Annotated in this window: 19 protein-coding genes; 2 read left to right on the forward strand and 17 right to left on the reverse strand. The window is 45.8% G+C overall.

Translation table 11 applies throughout. The features are described 5' to 3' along the window. Positions 1-129 precede the first annotated feature (129 nt). The 15 genes from ACHUFM_RS03080 to ACHUFM_RS03150 all read right to left on the reverse strand — a co-directional run bounded on the left by ACHUFM_RS03080 (position 130) and on the right by ACHUFM_RS03150 (position 17,567). Positions 130-381, reverse strand: a complete 252-nt coding sequence (locus ACHUFM_RS03080; RefSeq protein ID WP_394179457.1) for a hypothetical protein — start codon at positions 379-381, stop codon at positions 130-132. A 151-nt stretch (positions 382-532) separates the two neighbouring features. Continuing rightward, positions 533-1,909, reverse strand: coding sequence for an ABC transporter ATP-binding protein (locus ACHUFM_RS03085; protein ID WP_394179459.1), 1,377 nt, complete (start codon positions 1,907-1,909; stop codon positions 533-535). Positions 1,910-1,914: 5 nt separating this feature from the next. Next, positions 1,915-2,697 (reverse strand): ABC transporter permease, encoded by a 783-nt coding sequence (locus ACHUFM_RS03090; protein WP_394179461.1) that lies wholly within the window; start codon positions 2,695-2,697, stop codon positions 1,915-1,917. Then, positions 2,694-3,626 carry an ABC transporter permease gene (locus ACHUFM_RS03095; protein ID WP_394179463.1) on the reverse strand — a complete coding sequence of 311 codons (933 nt, stop codon included), beginning with the start codon at positions 3,624-3,626 and terminating at the stop codon, positions 2,694-2,696. The genes ACHUFM_RS03090 and ACHUFM_RS03095 overlap by 4 nt, the downstream gene beginning before the upstream one ends. Next, positions 3,626-5,167 (reverse strand): ABC transporter substrate-binding protein, encoded by a 1,542-nt coding sequence (locus ACHUFM_RS03100; RefSeq protein ID WP_394179465.1) that lies wholly within the window; start codon positions 5,165-5,167, stop codon positions 3,626-3,628. The genes ACHUFM_RS03095 and ACHUFM_RS03100 overlap by 1 nt, the downstream gene beginning before the upstream one ends. A 205-nt stretch (positions 5,168-5,372) precedes the next feature. After that, on the reverse strand, positions 5,373-6,596 hold the full coding sequence (locus ACHUFM_RS03105; RefSeq protein ID WP_394179467.1) for an ABC transporter substrate-binding protein: 1,224 nt from the start codon (positions 6,594-6,596) through the stop codon (positions 5,373-5,375). Between the two features lie 112 nt (positions 6,597-6,708). Then, positions 6,709-8,679 carry a beta-galactosidase gene (locus tag ACHUFM_RS03110; RefSeq protein ID WP_394179469.1) on the reverse strand — a complete coding sequence of 657 codons (1,971 nt, stop codon included), beginning with the start codon at positions 8,677-8,679 and terminating at the stop codon, positions 6,709-6,711. A 1-nt stretch (position 8,680) separates the two neighbouring features. Continuing rightward, a complete protein-coding gene (locus ACHUFM_RS03115; protein WP_394179470.1) occupies positions 8,681-9,559 on the reverse strand; it encodes an SMP-30/gluconolactonase/LRE family protein in 879 nt (292 codons plus the stop codon). 1 nt (position 9,560) lies between these two features. Continuing rightward, positions 9,561-10,202, reverse strand: a complete 642-nt coding sequence (locus ACHUFM_RS03120) for a 2-dehydro-3-deoxy-6-phosphogalactonate aldolase (RefSeq protein WP_394179472.1) — start codon at positions 10,200-10,202, stop codon at positions 9,561-9,563. Further along, positions 10,202-11,188 carry a 2-dehydro-3-deoxygalactonokinase gene (locus ACHUFM_RS03125; RefSeq protein ID WP_394179474.1) on the reverse strand — a complete coding sequence of 329 codons (987 nt, stop codon included), beginning with the start codon at positions 11,186-11,188 and terminating at the stop codon, positions 10,202-10,204. The genes ACHUFM_RS03120 and ACHUFM_RS03125 overlap by 1 nt, the downstream gene beginning before the upstream one ends. After that, complete coding sequence (locus tag ACHUFM_RS03130; RefSeq protein ID WP_394179476.1) at positions 11,188-11,961, reverse strand: SDR family NAD(P)-dependent oxidoreductase; 774 nt, start codon at positions 11,959-11,961, stop codon at positions 11,188-11,190. The genes ACHUFM_RS03125 and ACHUFM_RS03130 overlap by 1 nt, the downstream gene beginning before the upstream one ends. Continuing rightward, entirely contained in the window at positions 11,961-13,694 is a 1,734-nt protein-coding gene (locus ACHUFM_RS03135; RefSeq protein ID WP_394179478.1) for an IlvD/Edd family dehydratase, read from the reverse strand. The genes ACHUFM_RS03130 and ACHUFM_RS03135 overlap by 1 nt, the downstream gene beginning before the upstream one ends. Beyond that, a complete protein-coding gene (locus ACHUFM_RS03140) occupies positions 13,691-15,835 on the reverse strand; it encodes an alpha-galactosidase (RefSeq protein WP_394179480.1) in 2,145 nt (714 codons plus the stop codon). The genes ACHUFM_RS03135 and ACHUFM_RS03140 overlap by 4 nt, the downstream gene beginning before the upstream one ends. Before the next feature lie 5 nt (positions 15,836-15,840). Continuing rightward, complete coding sequence (locus ACHUFM_RS03145; protein ID WP_063334011.1) at positions 15,841-16,692, reverse strand: carbohydrate ABC transporter permease; 852 nt, start codon at positions 16,690-16,692, stop codon at positions 15,841-15,843. After that, entirely contained in the window at positions 16,692-17,567 is an 876-nt protein-coding gene (locus ACHUFM_RS03150) for a carbohydrate ABC transporter permease (RefSeq protein ID WP_113874667.1), read from the reverse strand. The genes ACHUFM_RS03145 and ACHUFM_RS03150 overlap by 1 nt, the downstream gene beginning before the upstream one ends. Positions 17,568-17,741: 174 nt before the next feature. Between ACHUFM_RS03150 and ACHUFM_RS03155 the strand changes: the two genes are divergently transcribed. Further along, entirely contained in the window at positions 17,742-18,524 is a 783-nt protein-coding gene (locus ACHUFM_RS03155) for an IclR family transcriptional regulator (RefSeq protein WP_394179483.1), read from the forward strand. Positions 18,525-18,541: 17 nt separating this feature from the next. After that, complete coding sequence (locus tag ACHUFM_RS03160; protein WP_394179485.1) at positions 18,542-19,645, forward strand: ABC transporter ATP-binding protein; 1,104 nt, start codon at positions 18,542-18,544, stop codon at positions 19,643-19,645. A 98-nt stretch (positions 19,646-19,743) separates the two neighbouring features. Here the strand turns inward: ACHUFM_RS03160 and ACHUFM_RS03165 are convergent, their stop codons facing one another. Then, entirely contained in the window at positions 19,744-20,445 is a 702-nt protein-coding gene (locus ACHUFM_RS03165; protein WP_394179487.1) for a dienelactone hydrolase family protein, read from the reverse strand. A 175-nt stretch (positions 20,446-20,620) separates the two neighbouring features. Next, on the reverse strand, positions 20,621-22,549 hold the full coding sequence (gene htpG, locus ACHUFM_RS03170) for a molecular chaperone HtpG (RefSeq protein WP_394179489.1): 1,929 nt from the start codon (positions 22,547-22,549) through the stop codon (positions 20,621-20,623). Positions 22,550-22,616: the final 67 nt, after the last annotated feature.

Here is a 22,616-nt window from a genome sequence, read left to right on the forward strand (position 1 = left end):
AACAGAAATTTATAAGTCTGTTATGACTGAGAGAAAATTTTAGTTTAAAAGACAATGCCGTATCTGATAATCAAGCCATTGTCTGCTCATTTCAATGGCCCTATCATCACGATGCAAAAAGACAAAATATTAAGGAAGCAACTTATCAATCAACACACAGTCTTCAGTGTCATTACGACTGTTTTTCACTTTGTCTAAAATCTTTTGTGCGACGTCTTTTTGTCGGCTGGAGATGTACTTTGAATCTACTGTTTTTTGTACATTATCAAGGTACTTATTCAACTTTGGTGTGCAATAGTCATCAAAAGCGAACAGGCTTGTTGAAGACAGCCCTAGAAGGGCAGTAAAAACGGGGAAAAGAATAACTTTTTTAAATGACATGCTTGCGTCCTAAAGAATCAATTTTTCAGCAAAAAATTAGACCACAGGCAGGCATAAATATAAAGCCAGCAAGGTATGTTCTAAGATACAAAAAAAACACCCAAATACTTATTCGGGTGTTTATAATACTCATAATAACGATCACAGACCCTTAGCTTAATCTAATCACTTGATCACACGTCTTGCTGACTAAATCAGGGTCATGACTGACCAATAAGACAGCGCAACCTGTTTCCCTTGCCAACTCAACCAACAATTCAGTCACTTCTTGAGCCGTAATAGGATCCAGTCGAGAGGTTGGCTCATCTGCAAACAAAAACACCGGATCTAATAATAGGGCTCTCAAAATGGCAAAACGCTGCAGTTCACCGCCCGACACGGATAAACAATTACGTTCAAGTATCCCTTCAGGCAAACTTAACCTTGCCATCAGCGGCGCAATGCGGGATCGATCAAGTTCATGAAGCCGTACCAGATCATCAAGTAACTGCTGTAAACTAACACTAGACGTGAATGCCGAAGGTGGATCCTGATACAGTTTTAACCATTGGTGAGGCTTTGATGCGCTCGACAATCGCTTTAATTGGCCTTGCTGCAATGGCAACAAGCCTAGCAAAGCATCGCCTAATGATGATTTACCACAACCACTGTCACCCACAACCCCGACAACTTCTCCTTGATGAACAGAAAACGAAATATCTTTAAACAAAATGCGGCCACCTCGCTCTATGGACAGCTTGTCAGCCTGTAACACCAAAGTATTGCCAACTTCTGCAAGTCTAGGCTCAGGCCATTGTTTTGGCTCAGCTGCGATCAAGGCTTTGGTATAATCATCCTTTGGCTGATTCAAAATTTGCTGGGCATCGCCTTCTTCCACTAAGGCGCCGCCCTTAATCACCATCAAACGCCCAGCCAATTGACGAGCAATCGCTACATCATGAGTGATGGTTAACAGACTGCCACCTTCTGCCCGCGCTTGTAATAAACGCACAATATCGTTACGGCGAGTAACATCCAGTCCCTTAGTTGGCTCATCCGCCAAAATCAGATTCGCCCCTGCCGCCGTGGCAGCAGCAATGGCCAAACGCTGCGCCATACCTCCCGACAATTGACCCGGACGCTTATGGCCATTTTCCGTTAAACCAACATGAGCTAAATCCAATCGGGTTTTGTACTCTGCGCTGGTTTTACTCTCTCCCTGAACCAACCGATAAACTTCTTTTACTTGCTCTTGCCCTTTCATCAAAGGGTCAAGTGCATGCCAAGGCTCTTGAGGTAGCATCACCATCTCACGTCCCCATAAAGCGCGACGTTCTGCAAGCGATAAAATATTACCCAATACCTCTACCTGTCCTACCAAGCGTAATTCATCCGGCAATAACCCCATAATCGCTTGCGCCAAGAGACTCTTCCCTGATCCTGTTTGACCTAGAATAGTCAGCGGCTCACCTTCTCTCAAGCGAAATGAAATCGGCTCTAATAAACAAACATCATCAATGTAAACAGCCAGATTCGTAACGTTTAACATATCCCTCATGTGCGCTTACCTGCTAATAGATGAAAACCAAACACCATCAAAGCGATGACAACTAAAGGTTGAGCCAATAACCAAGGCGCTTCGCTGTAAAAAGGAAACAATTCCACTGTCATCAAACCAAGCTCCGCTAGAGGTGGTTGAATACCGACATAAACAAAACCTAATGACGCCATGGTAAGAATCGCATTCGCGCCACCAAACGCGGCCAACGTAAACACCGAAGGCGCAATAGCAGGCCAGATGTGACGTTTAAACTGATACCAAGTGCCAAAGCCCATCATATTAGAGGATTGACGTGCAGGACTTTGAATGACTCCTTGTGTAATAGCACGGGTCACGCGGAAATATTCCACCCATTGAACAAGGGAGATGGCAATATACAAAACCCAAAATGAGCCCGGTGCGATGGCCGCAAATAACAACACAATCACCAAACCAGGTAACGCTAATAAGATATTCACCACAATTGCTAACGCTTGATCCACGCGCTTACCGGCCCACACCGCCGTGACGCCAAGTGCTGTCCCCAGCAGTGCTGATGTCACAACGCATAAGATGCCAAGGGCAAACGACAAACCAATTGCATGCGCCATACGCGACAACATACTGCGTCCAAAATGGTCTGTGCCTAGCCAGTGGTCGGCATTTGGTGGAACCAAAATCGCATTCAAATCTTGCTCAGAAATACTGTAAGGCGATAGCGTAATACCCAATAAAGAAAACAGCAGTAAGCCGAGTAACAAAGACAAACCAGCCCATTGAGATGTTCTTAATATCATTGCTCGACTCCTCGTGGATCTATCCACAAACACAACAAGTCAACAAGCGTATTCAATAAGACAAACACCACACCCATGGCCAAAGCCGCGCCCTGAATAACAGGAATATCACGAGCAAAAATAGCGTGAGCCAAGCCATGACCAATACCCGGCCACGAGAACAAGGACTCAATCATCACAATCCCTTCAATCATACTAACCAATTGAATACCGAAGAACGCCACAACCGGCACAGCGATATTACGCACGCCATGACGATGAAACGTCTGCCAGGCAGAGAGGCCTTTTACCTTCGAAAATTGATAAAAAGCCGCACGAAATGTCTGTTTTGCAGAATCGCGGACGACACGATTTGACACGGCTGCCAAACTTAATGCGAGTGTCACCGCAGGCAGAATTAAATGAGCAAAGGTGCCGTAACCTGCTACCGGAAACCACCCCAGATGCAAAGCAAATAAGAGCACAAACAGCACCCCAACCACGAACACTGGCATGGCTCGAATAGCACTCGACAACCCCATCAAAACAGAATCCAACGGATTGCCTCGCCAAGCAGACAATAAGCCTAATGGAATGGCGATGAGAATGGACACCATTAAACCCGCAAACGCCAACAACATAGAATGACCCAACATATGCTGCACTGATTCAATAACGGGTAAACCACTCACCATGGAATTGCCCAAGTTAAACTGCAGCAAGTCTGTTAACCAGTGCCAATACGCTTCAAGAGGGTGTTGATTCAGCCCTAATTCTTTGCGCACTAAAGCCGCAGCCTCCGAGTTGACATTGTCTTGTCCATAACGACTAGCAGCAATACGATACGCCATATCACCGGGTAAAGAGCGCATCAGCACAAAAGTTAATGTGCCAACGCCCCAAACCACAGTGATCATTTGTAACAGCCGCTTTAAAAGCAAAGCCTTCATTAACGAATAAACTCCATGTCATTCAATAAAAAGCTGCGTTCAAACGGATCGAAACGGAAGCCCTTAACACGCTTACTTACCGACGTTTGTTGTACATAAGACGTCACAGGAACAACAGGACGCTCATTGTAAATATACTGCGCCACTTTTTGAGCTTTTTGACGGTATAGCTGAGGATCGGTTGTTTTCTCAAGCTCTGACAATAACGAGCTAACCCCGTCATTATACCAATTCATCGCGCCCCAATCACCGCCGCCATTTTGGCCATAGTCTGCTAATAAAACCGCTAATGGATCAGCAATGAAGCCATAGTTACGAGCAATCAAAGCCGCTTGCAAAGAACCATCTTGATGACCCATTGGAATCGCACTGGAGTTTGTCACGTCCACTTTAGTCTTCACACCAATGGCTTCCCATTGTGCCTGAATCGCTGTGGCCACTGTAGTGAGCTCTGGACGATCAGCGTATGTGATCAAACGCATGGTGAAGACTTCACCTTGTTTCTCCAAGTAGCCATCTGCATTTTTCTGCCAGCCAAGTTCTGCCAATAACGCTTCTGCTTTGGCCTTACCGTCAGAAACCTTATTCGGAACATCTAGATGCCAATTCGACATAGACGCTGGCATAATTTGTTCCGTTTCCGCGCCAGGCGTACGCAGTACACCACGAGCAATACCAACGCGATTAATAGCGTTACTCAAGGCCTGACGAGCACGAATATCCTTTAAAAAAGCGTATTCACTGTTTAATTTGATCACAATGGTTCGAGGGATTGCATTTGAGTGCAACGTCAGATTGGGGAGGCGTTTCAAAATTGGCAGACTAGCTGGGTCTAAACCAAACACAATGTCTGCTTGCCCACTGCGAGCTTGTAAAACACGACTTTCCGCACGGTGCCCTGTCAAATAACTGGCATAAGGGATGCTCGCTTTTTTGCCCCAGTAGTCATCAAACTTCTCAACCACTAATTTGTGCGGTGGCGAAAATTGATACAACTGATACGGCCCAGTTGAAGACAGAGCCAATACTTCACCGTCTTGCGCATAAGCGCTAGGCGATAAAATGGCATTGGCATAATTGGCTAACACCGCTCCCAGAACGACATATGGACTTGATAATCGAATAACGACTTTATGATCGCTCAAGACTTCGATCTGCTCAATTGGTGCTTTTCGCAACGCACCGTGTTTTTGCAAAGCAATGTTTAGACTGTTTACAACCGCAGCGGCATCAAGCAAAGAACCATCGTGAAAATGAACACCTTGGCGAATATCAAAGGTCCAAGTTTTCGCATCTTTACTCACAGACCAATGACTGGCTAACGCTGGCTTCAAGACACCATTTTCGTCAACGTCTAACAAGGTTTCAAGAATTTGCATACGGCTAAAAATATAGCCATTTTTAGAGGGATCTAAACTAGTGAACTCGAAAGCCGCACTAATAGAAAGGGTGTTCTCTGGCGAGGGCTTGGCCATACTTTGACCACTAAGTACAACACTCAGAGCACTGATTAATACGATAAATAGCCTTGTCACAGACATGTTTTCCTATCCAACCTAAAAAGAAAGGTTATAATATAACATATTTTATGAGAATCACACTTATTTAAGTTGAAAGAAATCTAATTTGGCTTGAAAAACATTTGTGGATACAAGAGGTTAATAAGGACTTGGTGATTTCGATCGGAACAAAAAAAGCCAGCTTCAACGATTTGAAACTGGCTTTCTGTAACGATTCTTTAAAGCATTAACGGAACGCGCGTTTTCTGGCTCTTTCTAGACGCTTCAAAATTGCATCCAAACGCTCAGGTTTCACCATGAATTCTTGGAAACCTTTCATCCCTTCTTGCGCCATACTTGGTTCAGTATCACGGTCGTAAAACTGTGCTGTACCAGAGGCATTGTTCAGCATATCGACGCCTTTATTTAAGAAGTAATTATCAGGTGCTTGAGCTTTAACATTAGGTGGAATCTGGATCAAAGCCGCATTCACCAAGGTTTGATTATCGGCACGAGACATAAATTCTAAGAACTTACGAGCATCGGCCTTATTCGCCGCTTTGGCTGGAATGTGAATGGTGTCCATTGGCGCGTCTTCTGCCATACCCACACTTGGATCAATTTGTGGGAACTGGAAGAAACCAATTTTACCGTCTAACTCTTTTGGAAAATTTGGTGTGATAAAGTTACCAATCAAGTACATTGCCGCCTTACCATTGTAAAGGAAAGGCTGTGCTTCTTGCCAAGAGTATGAAGCGTGATTTTTCAGGAAGTAACCGTTATCAACCAATACTTTCCAATTTTCAAATGTCTTACGAACACGCGGGTCAGTGTAAGGAATCTTGCCGTCCATTAAATCAATGTGGAATTGCAAACCGTTCGTGCGCATGTTCAAGTAATCAAACCAACCCGCTGCCGTCCAAAGATATTTGGTACCAATGGTGACCGGCGTGACATCGTTTGCTTTCAGTTTAGCATTTACCGCCAGAAACTCGTCCCAAGTTTTTGGCTCAGACAGACCTAGGTTTTCGAAAATGTCTTTACGGTAGTAAATACCCCATTGGTAGTAAGTGTAAGGCATACCCCATTGTTTACCATCAATGGTCATGGCTGGTGCGGCAGACGCCATATCTTTCTTCAGGCCATTGTTATCCCAAAGGTCACTCACGTCTTCAAACAACCCTCGGTCTACAAAAGCTTTCATACGATTACCCGCATACCAAAACACTACATCTGGTGGTGAAGTCGATAACCAGTTACGAATCGCCGTTTTATACGCTTCTTTATCATAAAGATTGTATTTCACCGTGATATCTGGGTTTTCTTGTTCGAACTTTTGAATGATTTCGGCGAAGGCTTTTTTGGGTGCCGGATCAGCCTGATCCGAGTTAATGACCAAGGTGCCCGCACTGGCGAGTGAAGCGGCCGTTAATGCCATTGCTCCGACCAACATGGATTGGATTTTTTTCATGATAAGCAAGTCCTCTTTTTCTTTTTATTTACTGGAACCAAGTTTCAGTATTAAACAATTTTACAGAATATTCAATAAAAGAAACTCAGTTCCACTTTATTTTTTTGCTTTATTAGCACTTTTTCCAAATAGCAATATTTGCCGCTTCCAAACAGCGACTACCGATCACCAATTCCGCCCCTTCAGGCGCAAAATCGATTGCTTGAGAAGCATAATTCATCACAAAAATGAGCTCACCTCTCTCACGGATTCGTAAGCCTTTCGGCAAGTAATAGGTTAATAGCCCTGCTTTTTCTGCCAATTTAGCCAAACTGGCTTTTAGCGCACCGTTATCTAGACAGGATCCTAAGTAATAATGTTGACCTTGACCGACCAGCACAGGATTGCCCGCATTGTCTTTTAACAAGCAAGGTAAGTCTGTCGTAATTTGTTCATGCCAATGCTTAAGTAAACCTTCACCCCAAACACCAGAGACAGCCAATTGGGTATGATTTGGCAAAGCGTCAACACGCTCAACTTGCAGCGGCATTAACTTAGCCAACTTACCAGGCGCTAGGTTATCTGGAATCTGATAAGTTGACGTTTTACTGCCCGTTCTTGGGCCAGCTAGTAACACACCATCAAATGACACTAAACGCTTTTGTAGATCGTCACTGATATGAGCCTGCGCAGGCAGTACCAGCATTTGATAGGTATCTAACGACGCATTGGCTGGAATGATATCAACCGACAAGCCCAATTCACGCAGTGCTTCATACATGCGGTAACACCAGAATAGATAACGATAAGCACGTGATTGCGGCTGAATATCCAACGACCAACAAGCATCATAGTCAAACATCAAGGCCACTTTACCAGCACTCGGTAAAGACATAAGTTCATCAGCATCCATCCCCAACGAAGCTGATAATTCCGCAACTTCCTGCGCGACTTGTGCCGCCTCTTTTGCGGCTTCGGCTTCTTCCGCATCGGGTCGTAATAGACCGGCATGCATTTGCTCTTGGGCAAAAGGCGCCTGACGCCAACGGAAATACGACACCAACTCAGCACCATGAGAAAAGGCTTCCCATGTCCATAAACGCACCGCACCATCCGCAGGCGTCGGATTATGAGGCGCCCAGTTTACTGGGCCGGGTTGCTGCTCCATGATCCACAAGCGACCTTTGCCACAACCACGATACAAATCATGATGAAAAGCGCCGAAGTCAGGATGGCCAACACGCAAATACGTCTTTTTTTCTTCTTCGCTGTAAATGGCTTCTTGATCCAGAAACCCAAGTGGATAGGTATCCCAGCTGGCGACATCCAGATCCTGACCGACTTTGTGATGATCAAACGCAGTGAAAAATCCCATGTAGTTATGAACCAAATCACGACCAGCAGAATGCTCACGTAAAATGTCCACCTGCAACTTATTGTAGGCCACCACTTGATCCGAACAACAACGCTGAAAGTCTAAGCGATGAGAAGGATTGGCTTCGGTCACCGTCAAATTTGGCAACTCGATTTCATCAAAGCTTCGGTATTCCATACTCCAAAACACATTCCCCCAAGCCTGATTTAACGCTTCAATACTGCCGTATTTCTCTTTTAACCAAATACGAAATGCTGCTAAGTCGGCTTCGGCATAACTCAAAATAGTGTCGTGACAACCGAACTCATTGTCGGTTTGCCAAGAAGCAACCGCTGGATGCTGACCATAACGCTGCGCCATCAAACGGGTGATACGGCGGCATTCTTCTCGATACTCCAAACTGGCAAAAGTGTAGTGACGACGCGAACCAAAACCACGCACACGACCCTGTTCATCTTTCGCCAACATGGCAGGATAACGATCAACCAGCCACTTAGGTGGCGTCGCAGTCGGTGTACCAAGGATCACTTTCAAACCGTATTCGTGCAAAATATCCAGTGACTCATCCAGCCATTGCCAATGCAGTTCACCCGATGTTGGCTCAATCGTGCTCCAACTGAATTCCCCAACACGAACGTATTCTATGCCTATTTTCTTCATATGCTCGGCATCGGCTCGCCAACGACTTTTTGGCCAATGCTCTGGGTAATAACAAACGCCTAATTTCATTTTATGCTCCAGCAAACGGCTGACTTGGCTCACCCGCCACGTCAATGCCGTACTCTGCTTTAAGATCAATTGCCACCACATGACCTGCTAATGGCTGATTCGCCAGTTCTTCTTCACTGCTTGCCACACTGGCAGAAGTGATAAACAAAGTATTGCCATCGACACCACCAAAGACGCAACTGGTCGGCTTTTTAAATGGCAACTCAATGGTCTGCAACACCTCGCCTTCAGGGCTATAACGCACCATACGAGATCCGTCCCAGTTGGCATTCCACAAACAGGCTTGTTGATCAATGCAAGAACCGTCAGCGCCTATGCCTTCTTTCACTTCGAAAAAAGCTTTCTGAGAACGAATATCGTAGAATTCTGGATAAGGAAAAGCGTGTACTTTGCGAGTCATGGAATCGCCAAAGTAAAAACGACCACGAGACAAGTCCCACGCCAAGGTGTTGGAAATACCAATGTCTTCTAACATCAGCGTTTTCTTACCCTCAGCCGTTACCTTCCACAAACGACCACTGGCTTTTTGTTCCGCATCGTCCATGGTTCCAACCCACAAAATACCCTCTGGGTCACACTTAGCATCGTTACTGCGATTGCCAGGAATGTCCGTATCCAGCTCACAAAGGTATTCCAGCTCACCTGTTTGCTTATCCAAATAAGCAACGCCGTCTGCTAAGGTCACCAACAAGCGTTCACCTTGCGTGGTAAATACGGCCGAGACTTTTTTCGGCAAGGTCCAATGCTGAGTTTGGTTACTTACCTGATGCCAACACCACACCTGACAAGCTGGAATGTCTACCCAATACAAAGTTTGCTGCTGTGCACACCAAAACGGCCCTTCTGCCAATTGATGACGCTGTACACTGATTTGTTGCATCTTAGTTTGCTCCCTGCCATGCTTGCCACGCGTTAGCAAAGGCCTGTGCATTGGCTTTCGTTGTGGCAACCGATTGACCTTTTTTGTATAAGGCCGAACCCAAACCAAAGCCTTTTGCACCGGCGGTAAAATACTCAGCCACATTATCTGGCGTAACGCCGCCGACCGGGCAAATCCAAGTATCACTCGGAATCACCGCCCCTAATGCTTTAATCACTTTGAGTGACGGCAAGGCTTCTGCGGGAAAGAGTTTTAACCCGTCAGCCCCAGCCTGTAAGGCGGCAAAGGCTTCACTGGCAGTGAAGAACCCAGGTAAGGCAAACAGTCCAGCTTTTTTGGCGGTTTTAATTAGCTCCACATCAGTATGTGGACACACCATCAGACCGGCACCAGTGGCAATGAGTTTCGCCAAGTCTTGCTGGGTTAATACAGTGCCCGCACCAATCAGTGCCTGCTCACCAAAGGTGTCTTGTAAAAGACGAATACTGTTAAAAGGATCTGGGGAATTTAGAGGGACCTCAATCATTTTAAAACCAGCGTCTAATAAGACTTGCGTATGCTCAACCACTTCATCGAACTGCACACCACGTAAAATGGCAACCATAGGAAATTCTTGCATTAATGCATCAAAGGAATGCGTCATTATTCTTTTCCTTCTGCTAAGTTAGGCGTATCAGACATTAAATTCGCCAAACGCTTTAAACCACGAATACTGGCTTCACCTGCTTCCATAAAATCCACATTCATCCCTTGTTCAGCTAAAGCTAATTGATAGCGCTCATTTAACGCTTTACTGCCAATAATCAAGACTCTTTTCACTTCATAAGCTAGGTCTGACAAGATGTCATTCACATCGTGACCTATTACGATACCAGACAAATAGTCACGCACTTCTTCAGCCGCCAATTCACCGCACACATAACGGCTACGCGCACTGAATAATTGATGCATGATGCCACCCGCTTGTTGACTAGCTTGAAGTCCTTTTTGAAACGCCTGCACGTGCAATTCGTCAGAGTGTGGCAAACCTTTTACTAAGCTGGATTCATCATTCAGGCGAGCAAACAGTTCACCAGTAATGGCCGTTGAAAAACCGGTCACTGTTCCTTTTTCCATCTGCACCCATTTACAATGGGTGCCAGGCAAACAAAACACTCGATCTTCACTGCTTAGATTGTGACTTTCCAACCAATCCAATGCCCCTAACAACTGAGTTTCTTCACCGCGCATAACATCCGCCATGCCTGCAATACCCTGACTTTGTAAACCAGGCACGATGGCAACTTGATTGGGTAAAGAAGTCTCTAGCCAATGCAGATGATTGGCTAAGTCCGTTAGTCGCATGGGACAACTTTGATAAGGCACTTCTTGCCAACCACCACGACTGCCAACCATGCCTGCCATGTATATGGGAAGACCTGATTCCAGCCAATCGTCAAGCAGATCGGCTAAAACGGCTTCAAACTCATCACTCGACAGCGTTAACATCCCCTTAGCACTGCTTCGCTGAGCTTGGATTTGACCATGCTGATTCATCATAAAAGCACGCAGATTAGTGGTACCCCAATCCACTGCAATGAAGTTTGCTGAAGATCTTGATAACGACGAAACAGATTTCACAGAGGTCATTACAAACGCCCCCCGTCAACAACTAAGCTCTGACCTGAAATCATACGACTGTCATCGGCGCTCAAGAACAGCACCAGATCCGCCACATCTTCAGGCTCAATCTTTTCTTTCAAGGCTTGTTGCGTCATTAATTCGGCTTCCGCTTCAGGCGTCAGCCATAGACGTTTCTGTTTCTCTGTCATGACCCAACCTGGCAACACAGTATTCACACGGATTTTGTCCGCACCTAACTCACGAGCCAAACCTTTGGTCAAACCAGAAATACCCGCTTTGGCGGTGACATAACCTGGGTAACCAGACAAACCCAACATCCACGAATTGGAACTCATGTTAATGATGCTGCCACCACCTGCGGCGGCCATGCCCGGAGCAACCACCTGAGCGGCAAAGAAATGATGCTTTAGATTCACCGCCATGCATTGATCAAATTGCTCTGAGGTCAGCTCTTGCAAACTGTGTCGATGATCATTGGCCGCGTTATTGACCAAAATACGCACCGCACCCCAAGCATCCATTCGCGCCGCGATGGTGGTTTTTAACCGATCAATTTGCGTCAGATCTACCAAGTCAAAATGCGCCTGATGACCTTGTTGCTGCAATTCACTTGCTAGGGCATCTCCTGCACTCTGATCAATATCGAAAAAGCTAACCTTACAACCTTGTGCTGCTAAGGCACGAACTAAGGCCTCGCCTATGCCAGATGCTCCGCCACTGACTAAAGCATGTCGCCCTGCTAAGCTTGGGTAAGAGGTTTTATTGTTATTATTCGTCATTAATGAGACTCCCTACTCACTTTTGAGCCACTTTTGCCCACCAAGAAATCAAGATCAGCGCCGCGATCTGCCTGCATCACATGATCGATATAAAGTTTGGCGTAACCACGGTGATACTCACTTTCTTCCGCTTGCCAGCTCGCTTGACGCTCCGCCATCTCCTCATCCGAAATGTGCAAATGCAAACCACGTCCAGCCACATCCAAGGTAATTTCATCCCCATTTTTCACTAAGGCTAATGGCCCACCCATGGTGGCTTCGGGCGCCACATGCAAGACCACAGTACCAAAGGCGGTACCACTCATGCGGGCATCGCTGATGCGAACCATGTCGGTAATACCTTGCTCTAGCAATTTACTTGGCAGAGCCATGTTGCCCACTTCCGGCATGCCTGGGTAACCTTTAGGACCACAACCTTTCAGCACTAAAATAGAGTCTTTATCCACCTTCAATTCTGGCGAATCGATACGCGCCTTGTAATCTTCAATGTTTTCAAACACCACGGCTTTGCCTGTGTGTTGTAACAAGACTGGCGTGGCGGCACTGGGTTTGATAATGGCACCTTGTGGACATAGGTTGCCTTTCAGTACCGCAATACCGGCCTTTTCGCGCAGTGGTTTGTCTAGCGGTCGAATAACCTCGTCGTTAAAGCATTCTGCTTCTTTGGTGGAATCGGCAAGACTGAAACCCGATACCGTCATCGCCTGCATATCAAATTCATCTTGAAGGCGTTGGATCAGGGCAGGAAAACCGCCGGCATAGTGAAAATCTTCCATTAGGAAACGCCCTGACGGCATAAGATCCACCAAACATGGAATTTCAGCACCGATGCGATCCCAATCGTCTAACGTCAGTTCCACACCAACACGACCCGCAATCGCCAATAAATGCACCACAGCATTGGTCGAACCACCAATGGCAGCGTTGGCTCGAATGGCATTTTCAAACGCAGATTGGGTCAGTATGTCCGATGGTTTTAGGTCTTCTTTGACCATTTCTACAATGCGCATACCGGTCAAATGAGCCAACGCCTGACGGCGAGCATCTACCGCTGGAAGCGTACCGTTTTCTGGCAAAGACATACCCAAAGCTTCGGTCAGGCAAGACATGGTGGACGCGGTTCCCATGGTCATACAGGTACCACGAGAGCGTGACATACCAGATTCAGCGCGCATAAATTCATCTAGGCTCATTTTTCCGCCACGCACCGCTTCACTGAATTTCCATACATCGGTACCCGAGCCTATGTCTTTACCACGATATTTGCCGTTCAACATGGGACCAGAGCTGACAACGATAGCGGGTAAATCCACTGAACAAGCGCCCATTAATTGCGCGGGCGTGGTTTTATCACAGCCACCCAACAAAACCACGCCATCCATACCATAGGCACGAATGGATTCTTCAACGTCCATGCTCATCAGATTTCGAAACAGCATGGCCGTAGGTTTCATTTGGGTTTCACCCAAGGACATAACAGGAAACTCAAGCGGCACACCGCCCGATTCCCACACACCACGTTTCACGTATTCGGCCAATTCGCGTAAGTGCGCATTACAAGGCGTTAATTCACTCCAAGAGTTACAAATACCAATAATAGGCCGACCATCAAAACTGTGATCAGGTAAGCCTTGATTTTTCATCCAACTGCGATGAATAAAGCCGTCCTTATCAAGTTTTCCGTACCATTCTTGGCTACGTAACGGCTTTTTGCTTTTGTTATCATCACTCATGCGTTTTTCTCCGAACTGGGCACAGCTTTGATTTCCAATAAGACAATGGACTCTGGATCCAAGATGGGAAGTTGCACTCCGATCTGCATCAAGCTGGCACCGTTTAAATGTAATTCTGTGTCCCACCAAGCCGGTTTGGCTTTCATTAAATGACCTGGTAAAGGGCTGTGTTCTAATACTGTGACTTGGTAATTCTGCTCAGGAATTAAGCCTGGTAAGCGAATCGGCAGGGGTTGCGCTTGCTTTGGCATGGCAAGCTGACAGTAAGCCGCGACCCCTTGCTGCGCGTCTTGACTAAGCGCCCACTGCGTTTGCGCTCGACCATCCGCGCTCGGCAAACGCCAATTATTCCCCTGATGTAGACAACCACGAATGCGCTTATATTGTTTAATCCAATTGGCAATGGTGGCTTTTTGTTGAGCATTGGCTTCCAACAAATTCCACTCAATACCAAGATGCCCCAACATGGCCGTGCCTGCACGAAACGCCACATCGTGAATACGACTGGTGGTGTGACTCTTGTCTGGCCCTATGTGTGAGCCCATCACTTCCGGTGGGAAAAAGTAACTAAAGCCACGCTGTATACTCTGACGTTCCAAGGCATCATTACAATCCGATGCCCAAAAGCGTTTGGTAAAATTCAAAATCCCAAAATCCACTCGTGCGCCGCCCGAAGAGCAACTTTCAATTTCCATATCAGGGAAAGCTTGATTGATCTCCGCCAATAAGCGATATAAGGCAAGTACTTGGGCTTGAGCTTGTGGCGCAATGGCCCCACCTGGCTGTGAGTAATCTCGATTCATATCCCATTTCACATAATCGATGGGATAGGCATTGAAAAGCGCAAACAAACGTTCACGTAAATAATCGTAAGCCTCTGGTAGGGCTAGATTCAACACCAACTGATTGCGTCCTAAGCAGGCACTGTATTGCGGTAACTGTAAAGCCCATTCAGGATGAGCACGATACAAATCGGAATCTGGATTCACCATTTCTGGTTCAAACCAAAGGCCAAACTCCATACCCAGCCCTTTCACATGGCGAATTAACGGCATGAGACCCTCAGGGTATTTGGCTTCATCAACAAACCAATCACCTAGGGCGGCATGATCATCATTACGCCCTTTGAACCAGCCATCATCCAATATGTAGCGTTCCACCCCGACCTCAGCCGCCGCGGATGCTAACGCTTTTAACTTGGTTATATCATGATCAAAATAAAACGCTTCCCAGGTATTTAGATGGACTGGTCGAGGTTTATCTAATTGCAATCGCGCTCGGGCTTCACGATGGAACGCCTGACTCATCAGATTCGCCCCGCCAGCACTGTGACTGACCAACATTGGCGGTGTGGTTAAACTGGCATTTGCCTCAAGCACTATTTCACCTGGTAGATACAAGGCTTCGGCCTGTAAATAGCGATGCCCTTCAATGCTGTAGTCGGCTTTTAATCTGTGATTACCGCTCCAGGCCAAATGCATGCCTACTACTTGACCTTGTTGCTCACCAAAGCCAGATTCGCCCACTATCACACTTGGGAAATTAGCGTGGCCATTGCGACCATGGCGGTTTTCTTGTAACCACGTGCTTTGCCAAGGCTCTCTGGCTTGTTGGAATTCTTGACACCAACGACCATAAAAACTAATGCGTTCTGTCAATTCGACACTCACCGGCATGGTACAAGCCAAACGTTGCACTTGGACATGCGTTGACCCCAAGTTGGTCAGTGTCACTTGCTGACGCAACACCCCTGAAGACAACAAGCCAATTTGTAAGGTCAGCGCCAACTGGGCAATCGGGTCTTCAAGCGCTATAAATAGGTCCTGACTTTGCTGGTCCACTCGAACCTGTTGCCAGCGCATGGCCCATACCGGACGATCAAGGGCTTGCGCTTCCACTGCTGGCGATTGCAACCAACCACGACCCGCTTCTGGAATAAGGCTCATCGCTGCAGGCTGATCCAGCATGGCTTGCGGGATACCTGCTTGTTGTGACAAATACACACTCTCTAGTGACGTCTCTTTTGGCAAAGCATCACCAAAATACACCAACTCGGGGGACGCCTTCTGATGACACGCAATCACCAGTGTTTTGTCATCTTGATCGACACGATACAAGCTAGTTTGTTGTGATATAGACATAGCGATTACCCTTTTGTGGCGCCCAGAGTCAGACCTGCAATGAAATGACGCTGCATGGCGAAGAACAGGATAACTGGCGGTAATGCCGCCACAATGGAACCCGCTGCGATCAACTGCCAAGATGCCATCCACTGGCCTTTCAACGCACTGATGCCAGCAGTAATAGGTCGAACTTCATCACTTTGCACCAAGACCAATGCCCAGAAGTAATCATTCCAGATAAAGGTAAATATCAATACCGACAAAGCCGCTAAAGCGGGCCTTACCAAAGGTAAGACCACATACCAGAATATCTTCCATTCGCTGACACCTTCTACACGAGCAGCTTCAATTAATTCATCCGGCAAACCGACGATAAAGTTACGCATAAACAAGGTACAAAAACCGGTTTGGAAGGCAATGTGGAAAATAATCAGCCCCGTCGCGGTGTCGTACAACCCCATGCCAATGGTTAAATCACGCACCGGGATCATCAAAATTTGAAACGGTACAAAGTTACCCGCAATAAAGGTGGCAAACATGGCCACGTTCCCGCGAAATTTAAACTTAGCAAGGGCATAACCAGCTAAAGTTGACAAAGCCACCGCACCAAATACTGCCGGCAAAGTGATCAACACCGAATTCAGCAAATAACGAAACATGGGGGTTTGAGTAAATACCAGTGTGTAGTTTTCTAGCAGCATCCACTCAGAAGGAATGCCCCAGTAATTACCGGCATTGATGTCCGCAGTAGATCGAGCGGAGGTCAACATAACCGCAATTAATGGCAACAACCACAACAACAACGATAACCAAATCGCGACGCGATAACTTAAATTAAAGGGTAAAGATCGTTTTTCAATGGGGGTAGGAAACATTAGGCTTTCTCACTCTTCAGCATGCGCCACAAGAAGTAGGCAATATAAATATCCATAATCAAGAACAACACAGTCGCAATCGCCGCACCGTAACCAGCACGATAATTGAAAATTGACTGTTCATACATGAAGTAAGCCAGCACACTTGAAGAACCAAACGGCCCACCACTGGTCATCGTTGCCACCAAGTCAAAACTGCGTAACGCACCAATTACCGTTACCACCACAGCGATAAAGGTCGCTGGACGCAACTGAGGCAAAATTACGTGCCAAAGCATTTTCCAACCATGAGCGCCATCCAAACGAGCCGCTTCGATTTGATCTGGATTGAGGTTATTTAAGCCTGTGAGATACAAGATCATGCAGTAAGCGATTTGCGGCCATAGCCCAGCGACTATGATGCCGAACGTCACCCAATTCTCATCAGATAAAATGGCCACAGGCTCCATGCCAAATAGGCCAATGGCCTTATTAAATAAACCAAATGAAGGGTCGTAAAACCAAGAGAAAACAAGGCCAACAACGACTTGAGAAATAACAAAAGGAAAAAAGAACATGGATTTAACGGCTCGGATCCCCATGACCTTTTGATTAAGGAACAGCGCTATGGCCAAGCCAATGGGTGGTGCCAACATGAAGAACACCATCCAATACACATTATTTTTTAATGCCACCCAGAATTGATAATCATCGAATAACTCGATGTAATTATCAAAACCAACAAATACCTTTTCTCCGATACCGTCCCATTCATAAAAGCTTAACCAAATACTTTGAAGAATTGGAAAGACAACGTAGACCACAAACAAAATGACTGCTGGCGCTAAAAACAATACCGGCATCCATTGCTGCTGCTTGCTATGCAACTTCTGCATGGCTCACACACCTCTTTATTTTTATTAAATAATGAATCGTCAAACTTGACAGATCACTCACCTGATAAAATAATGGAATAAAGTTCCATTTTTTGCAATACTGATTTCAGAACATTTTTTAAGACAACTTTTTAATGCGATCTTGATCGCTATAAAAATAACAAAGGAAACACAATGTCAGCGCCTGAAAATAAAAACGGAGGTTCGTCTCTTGATAAAGCGCTAAGCCTGCTGCAAGAAGTATGCATGACACCTGTGCCACTGCGTTTTGCCGAATTGGTTAATAAAACTGACCTACCGAAAGCCACAGCCCATCGAACTCTTACGTCATTGACAGATAAAGGTTTAGTGCGATTTGACGAAGAAAGCCAACTTTACTATCCAGGTTACGGTTTATTGGAATTAGCTCATCAGGCTTGGGCCAGCATGGATGTTCGTGACATCGCTGCAGACCAAATGAAAGCCCTATGGCAAGAAACAGGGGAAACCATTCACTTGGCTGTCTTGGATCGGGGTGACGTCATTTACATAGATAAGTTAGAGAGCCAAAAAAGTCTGCGCTTATTTTCTGCAGTGGGTAAAAAAGGCCCAGCTTATTGCACTGGGGTAGGCAAAGCCATGTTAGCGTTTTTAGACGAAGACAGCTTGACACAAGCCATCCAAGATCAAAGCTTTATTCAGCACACCGAAACCACATTGAAAAACGAGACTGAATTACGAACGGCCCTAAGCCAAATTCGTAGCAGTCGCGTTTCTTTGGATTTAGAAGAACACGAAGACGGCATTCAATGTGCCGCCTCAGTGATTCTAAATCACAATCATGAACCCATTGCCGCGATGAGCATCACCGCTCCGAAATTTCGCGTCGATGATGCTCGCTTTCAACACTTTCAAACACTGGTCAAAGACGCCTGTACGAAAGTATCCATTCGAATGGGGGCCTCGGCCTCTAACTAGCATAGGAAAAGTCCATTATGGCGACGATAAAACTAACAAACGTCATCAAACGATTTAATGACATAGAAACCATTCATGGCGTCAACCTTGACCTAAAAGACGGTGAATTTGTAGTCTTTGTTGGTCCATCAGGCTGTGGTAAATCGACTCTTTTACGGCTTATTGCCGGTCTTGAGGACATTACCGAAGGCAGCCTAGAGATCAACGACGTTAACATGAATAACATTGCACCAGCGGATCGCGGTGTGGCCATGGTGTTCCAATCTTATGCTCTCTACCCACACATGACAGTGGAAGAAAACATGAGCTTTGGCTTAAGAATGAATGGCGTGGCGCCGGAAAAAATCAAAGAGCAAGTAGCCAACGCTGCGAATATTTTGCAATTAAACGAATTGCTTGACCGCAAACCCAAGCAACTTTCTGGCGGTCAACGTCAGCGTGTCGCCATTGGTCGTGCTATTGTGCGTCAACCCGAGGTTTTCTTATTTGATGAGCCTTTATCCAACTTGGATGCCGAATTACGTGTTGATATGCGCATCCAGATTGCTCAACTGCATAATCGCCTCAAATCCACCATGATTTACGTTACCCATGACCAAGTGGAAGCCATGACCTTGGCGGATAAAATCGTCGTATTGCGTGCCGGTAACGTGGAGCAAGTTGGTTCGCCATTAGAGCTTTACCATAACCCTAGCAATGAATTTGTCGCTGGCTTTATCGGTTCACCTAAAATGAATTTCTTAGTCGCTAGCGTCACCAGTATTGACGCAGATAATATGGCAACCATTGCCGTCGCGGGACAAAGTGTTCAATTACCCGTTGATACCAACAAGGTATCGGTTAACAGCCAGATCAAACTGGGCGTTCGCCCTGAACACATCACTGAAGACACAGATGCCGCAGACTTTACACTCAATCTCGACATCGATGTGGCGGAACACCTTGGTGGCTTAACTTACCTGTACGGTCAATACGATAATGAAAAACTGACCATTGAGGTCAACGGTGGCAACTTAACGCGTCATGGTGAGAACATTACTGTCGGCATTAAGAAGCAGGATTGCTACTTATTCAATGCACAAGGTGAGTCTATTATCCAACGCCCTGTTCCAAAAAGATAAGCGCTAGCATTGTCTCGTTCTAAAAATACCAAAAAGCCACTTCACCGAATGAAGTGGCTTTTGTGTATTTGCCCAATTTCACTTAAACAACGGGAAACTTAAGACAATTCTGCTAAAAAATCAGTGAGGTAAGCAAAACCTCGCTGCGCAACTAATGGATTGTATAAGCTGCCATGATCAGGGTTATTGGCACTGGGCAACATAAAGGAGTGCACCGTGTTACCAAAATCGAAAAACTGAAAATCAATCCCCAAACCGGACCAATATTGTTTAGCAGATTGGGCGTCTTCATCGTTTACCAAAGGGTCTTGATAACCATTCATGATCATCAATTTCACATCTTGATTGGCAAGCTCCGCAGACTGAGCACGGTAAAAGGACATTAATCCGTGAAAACTTGCCGCGCCTAGGGTTTCTTTGAAATGCAGACCCGCCTCAAGCGCCAAGCGACCACCTAAACAAAAACCAATGTGCACAATGGGTGAATCTCCCTGTAATGCTTGCTGAGTTAATTCCTGTTGCAAGCCATGCAAAGACTCCGCTTCAGCCAGCAAGGCTCCCATTTTGGCTTGTTTTTCGGGTAAGTCTTGAGGATTTTGCCCCTGACCGTATAAATCAATCGCCGTTACCGCGTAACCTTGTTCTGCTAAACGATCTGCAAACTGCTTTTCAAAATCACTCAAACCGGAGAAGGTTGGCCAAATGATTATCTGTAAAGGAGTAGAATTCGCCTCTGCACCTATTTGATAATGCTGTCGCTCGATATTGTGTTTAAACAAAGAATCAAAATCTTGGTTCATAGATCACCTCCATTCATAAAGTTCATCCAGTCTAGCCCTGAGCTTTTTAGCAGTGCAACGCCGCAAGCCCACTTTGCCTTTTAATTGTCATAACACTGGCGCTCTACATTATAAAAGACACAAAAAAACCGGTATGGCCTAATGACCACACCGGCTTTTCAGAGAACAAGTTATCTTATTGGCTTAATTGCACAATCAGCTTATTCATACGAGAAACAAATGTCGCAGGGTCTTCCAATTGACCACCTTCAGACAAAGTCGCCTGCTCGAACAACAACCAAGCCATATCAGCGAAACGCTCTTCATCGGCTTCTGCATCCATTTTCACCACAATAGGGTGATCTGGATTCACTTCCAATGTTGGCTTAGAGTCTGGTAGTTTTTGACCCGCTTGCTCAAGCAAACGACGCATTTGCAAACCCATGTCGTATTCACCTACCACCAAACAAGCTGGTGAGTTGGTTAGACGATCCGTTGAGTTCACATCAGCAACCTGATCTTCCAAGACTTTTTTCATGCGCTCTAGAAGAGGTTTAATTTGCTCCGCTTTTTCTTCCTTCTCTTTTTTAGCTTCTTCGCTCTCGTCTTCCGCGATATCAAGTTTGCCTTTGGTCACGTCTTGGAAAGACTTACCTTCAAATTCTTGTAGAGACGACATCATCCATTCATCAATACGATCACTTAACAACAAGACTTCGAAACCTTTCTTACGCAAGATTTCTAGGTGTGGGCTGTTTTTCGCCGTGTTGTGATTTTCCGCGTAGATGTAGTAGATTTTATCTTGACCTTCGCTCATACGAGCAACGTAGTCAGCCAAAGATTCTGTCTGATCGGCACTGTCTGTATGAGTCGAGCTGAAACGCAACAAAGCAGCGATCTTGTCTTTGTTGCCCATGTCGTCCGCTGGGCCTTCTTTCAATACATTACCGAACTCATTCCAGAAAGATTGGTAAGTTTCTGGATCGTTTTTGGCCATTTTAGACAACATGTCCAAAACACGCTTGGTCAATGCAGAACGCATTGAATCCACTGCGCTGTCGTTTTGTAGAATTTCACGAGACACATTCAAAGAAAGGTCGTTAGAATCGACAACCCCTTTCACGAAGCGCATGTAGGGTGGAAGGAACGCTTCCGCTTCATCCATAATGAAAACACGCTGAACATACAATTTCAGACCGCGCTGCATGTCACGATTCCAAAGGTCGTATGGCGCTTTAGAAGGAATGTAAAGCAAGCTCGTGTATTCCAGCTTACCCTCAACCTTGTTGTGCGACCATTTCAACGGCTCTTGGAAATCGTGCGAAATGTGCTTGTAGAACTCTTTGTATTCTTCGTCTTTTACGTCGTTACGAGGACGAGTCCACAACGCTTTTGCCGAGTTTACGGCTTCAAACTCAGGGGCTTTGCTTTCATCGACAGGTTTTGGGTTGCCCTCTTCATCCATTTCTGGATAAACCACTTTTTCCATTTCCACTGGAATGGAAATGTGATCAGAATACTTAGTAACAAGCGTACGCAAACGGTAGTTATCAGCAAACTCTTTTTCGTCACCTTTTAGGTGCAAAGTAATGCGTGTACCACGAGTGGCTTTTTCGATGTTTTCAATAGTGAATTCACCTGAACCGTCAGACACCCAGCGTACTGCTTCACCTTCTATTGCCCCTGCACGACGAGTCTCAACCGTTACCTTGTCGGCCACAATAAAAGCAGAATAGAAGCCCACACCAAATTGGCCGATCAATTGGCTGTCTTTTTTCTGATCGCCACTAAGCTGCTCTAGAAATGCCGAAGTACCGGATTTGGCGATGGTACCCAAGTTGGTGATGGCCTCTTCACGAGACATGCCAATACCATTGTCATCAATAATGACCGTGCCTGCGTCTTTATCAAACTCAACACGGACACGTAGATTTGGGTCATCAGATAAGAGATCGGCGTTCGCGACAGACTCAAAGCGAAGCTTATCCACCGCATCAGACGCATTTGAAATAAGTTCACGTAGAAAGATTTCTTTGTTTGAGTACAAAGAATGGATCATCAAATGAAGTAGTTGTTTTACTTCCGTCTGAAACCCTAACGTTTCTTTTTGAGTATCAGTTGACATGTTTTTACTTGCTCCTATTTGAATGAACCTTTGGTCTCACCAAAGGCGTAACACTTACTGCATGTGC

It is taken from the genome of Marinomonas posidonica (genome assembly GCF_043643765.1).
GTDB classification, from domain to species: Bacteria; Pseudomonadota; Gammaproteobacteria; order Pseudomonadales; family Marinomonadaceae; genus Marinomonas; species Marinomonas posidonica_A.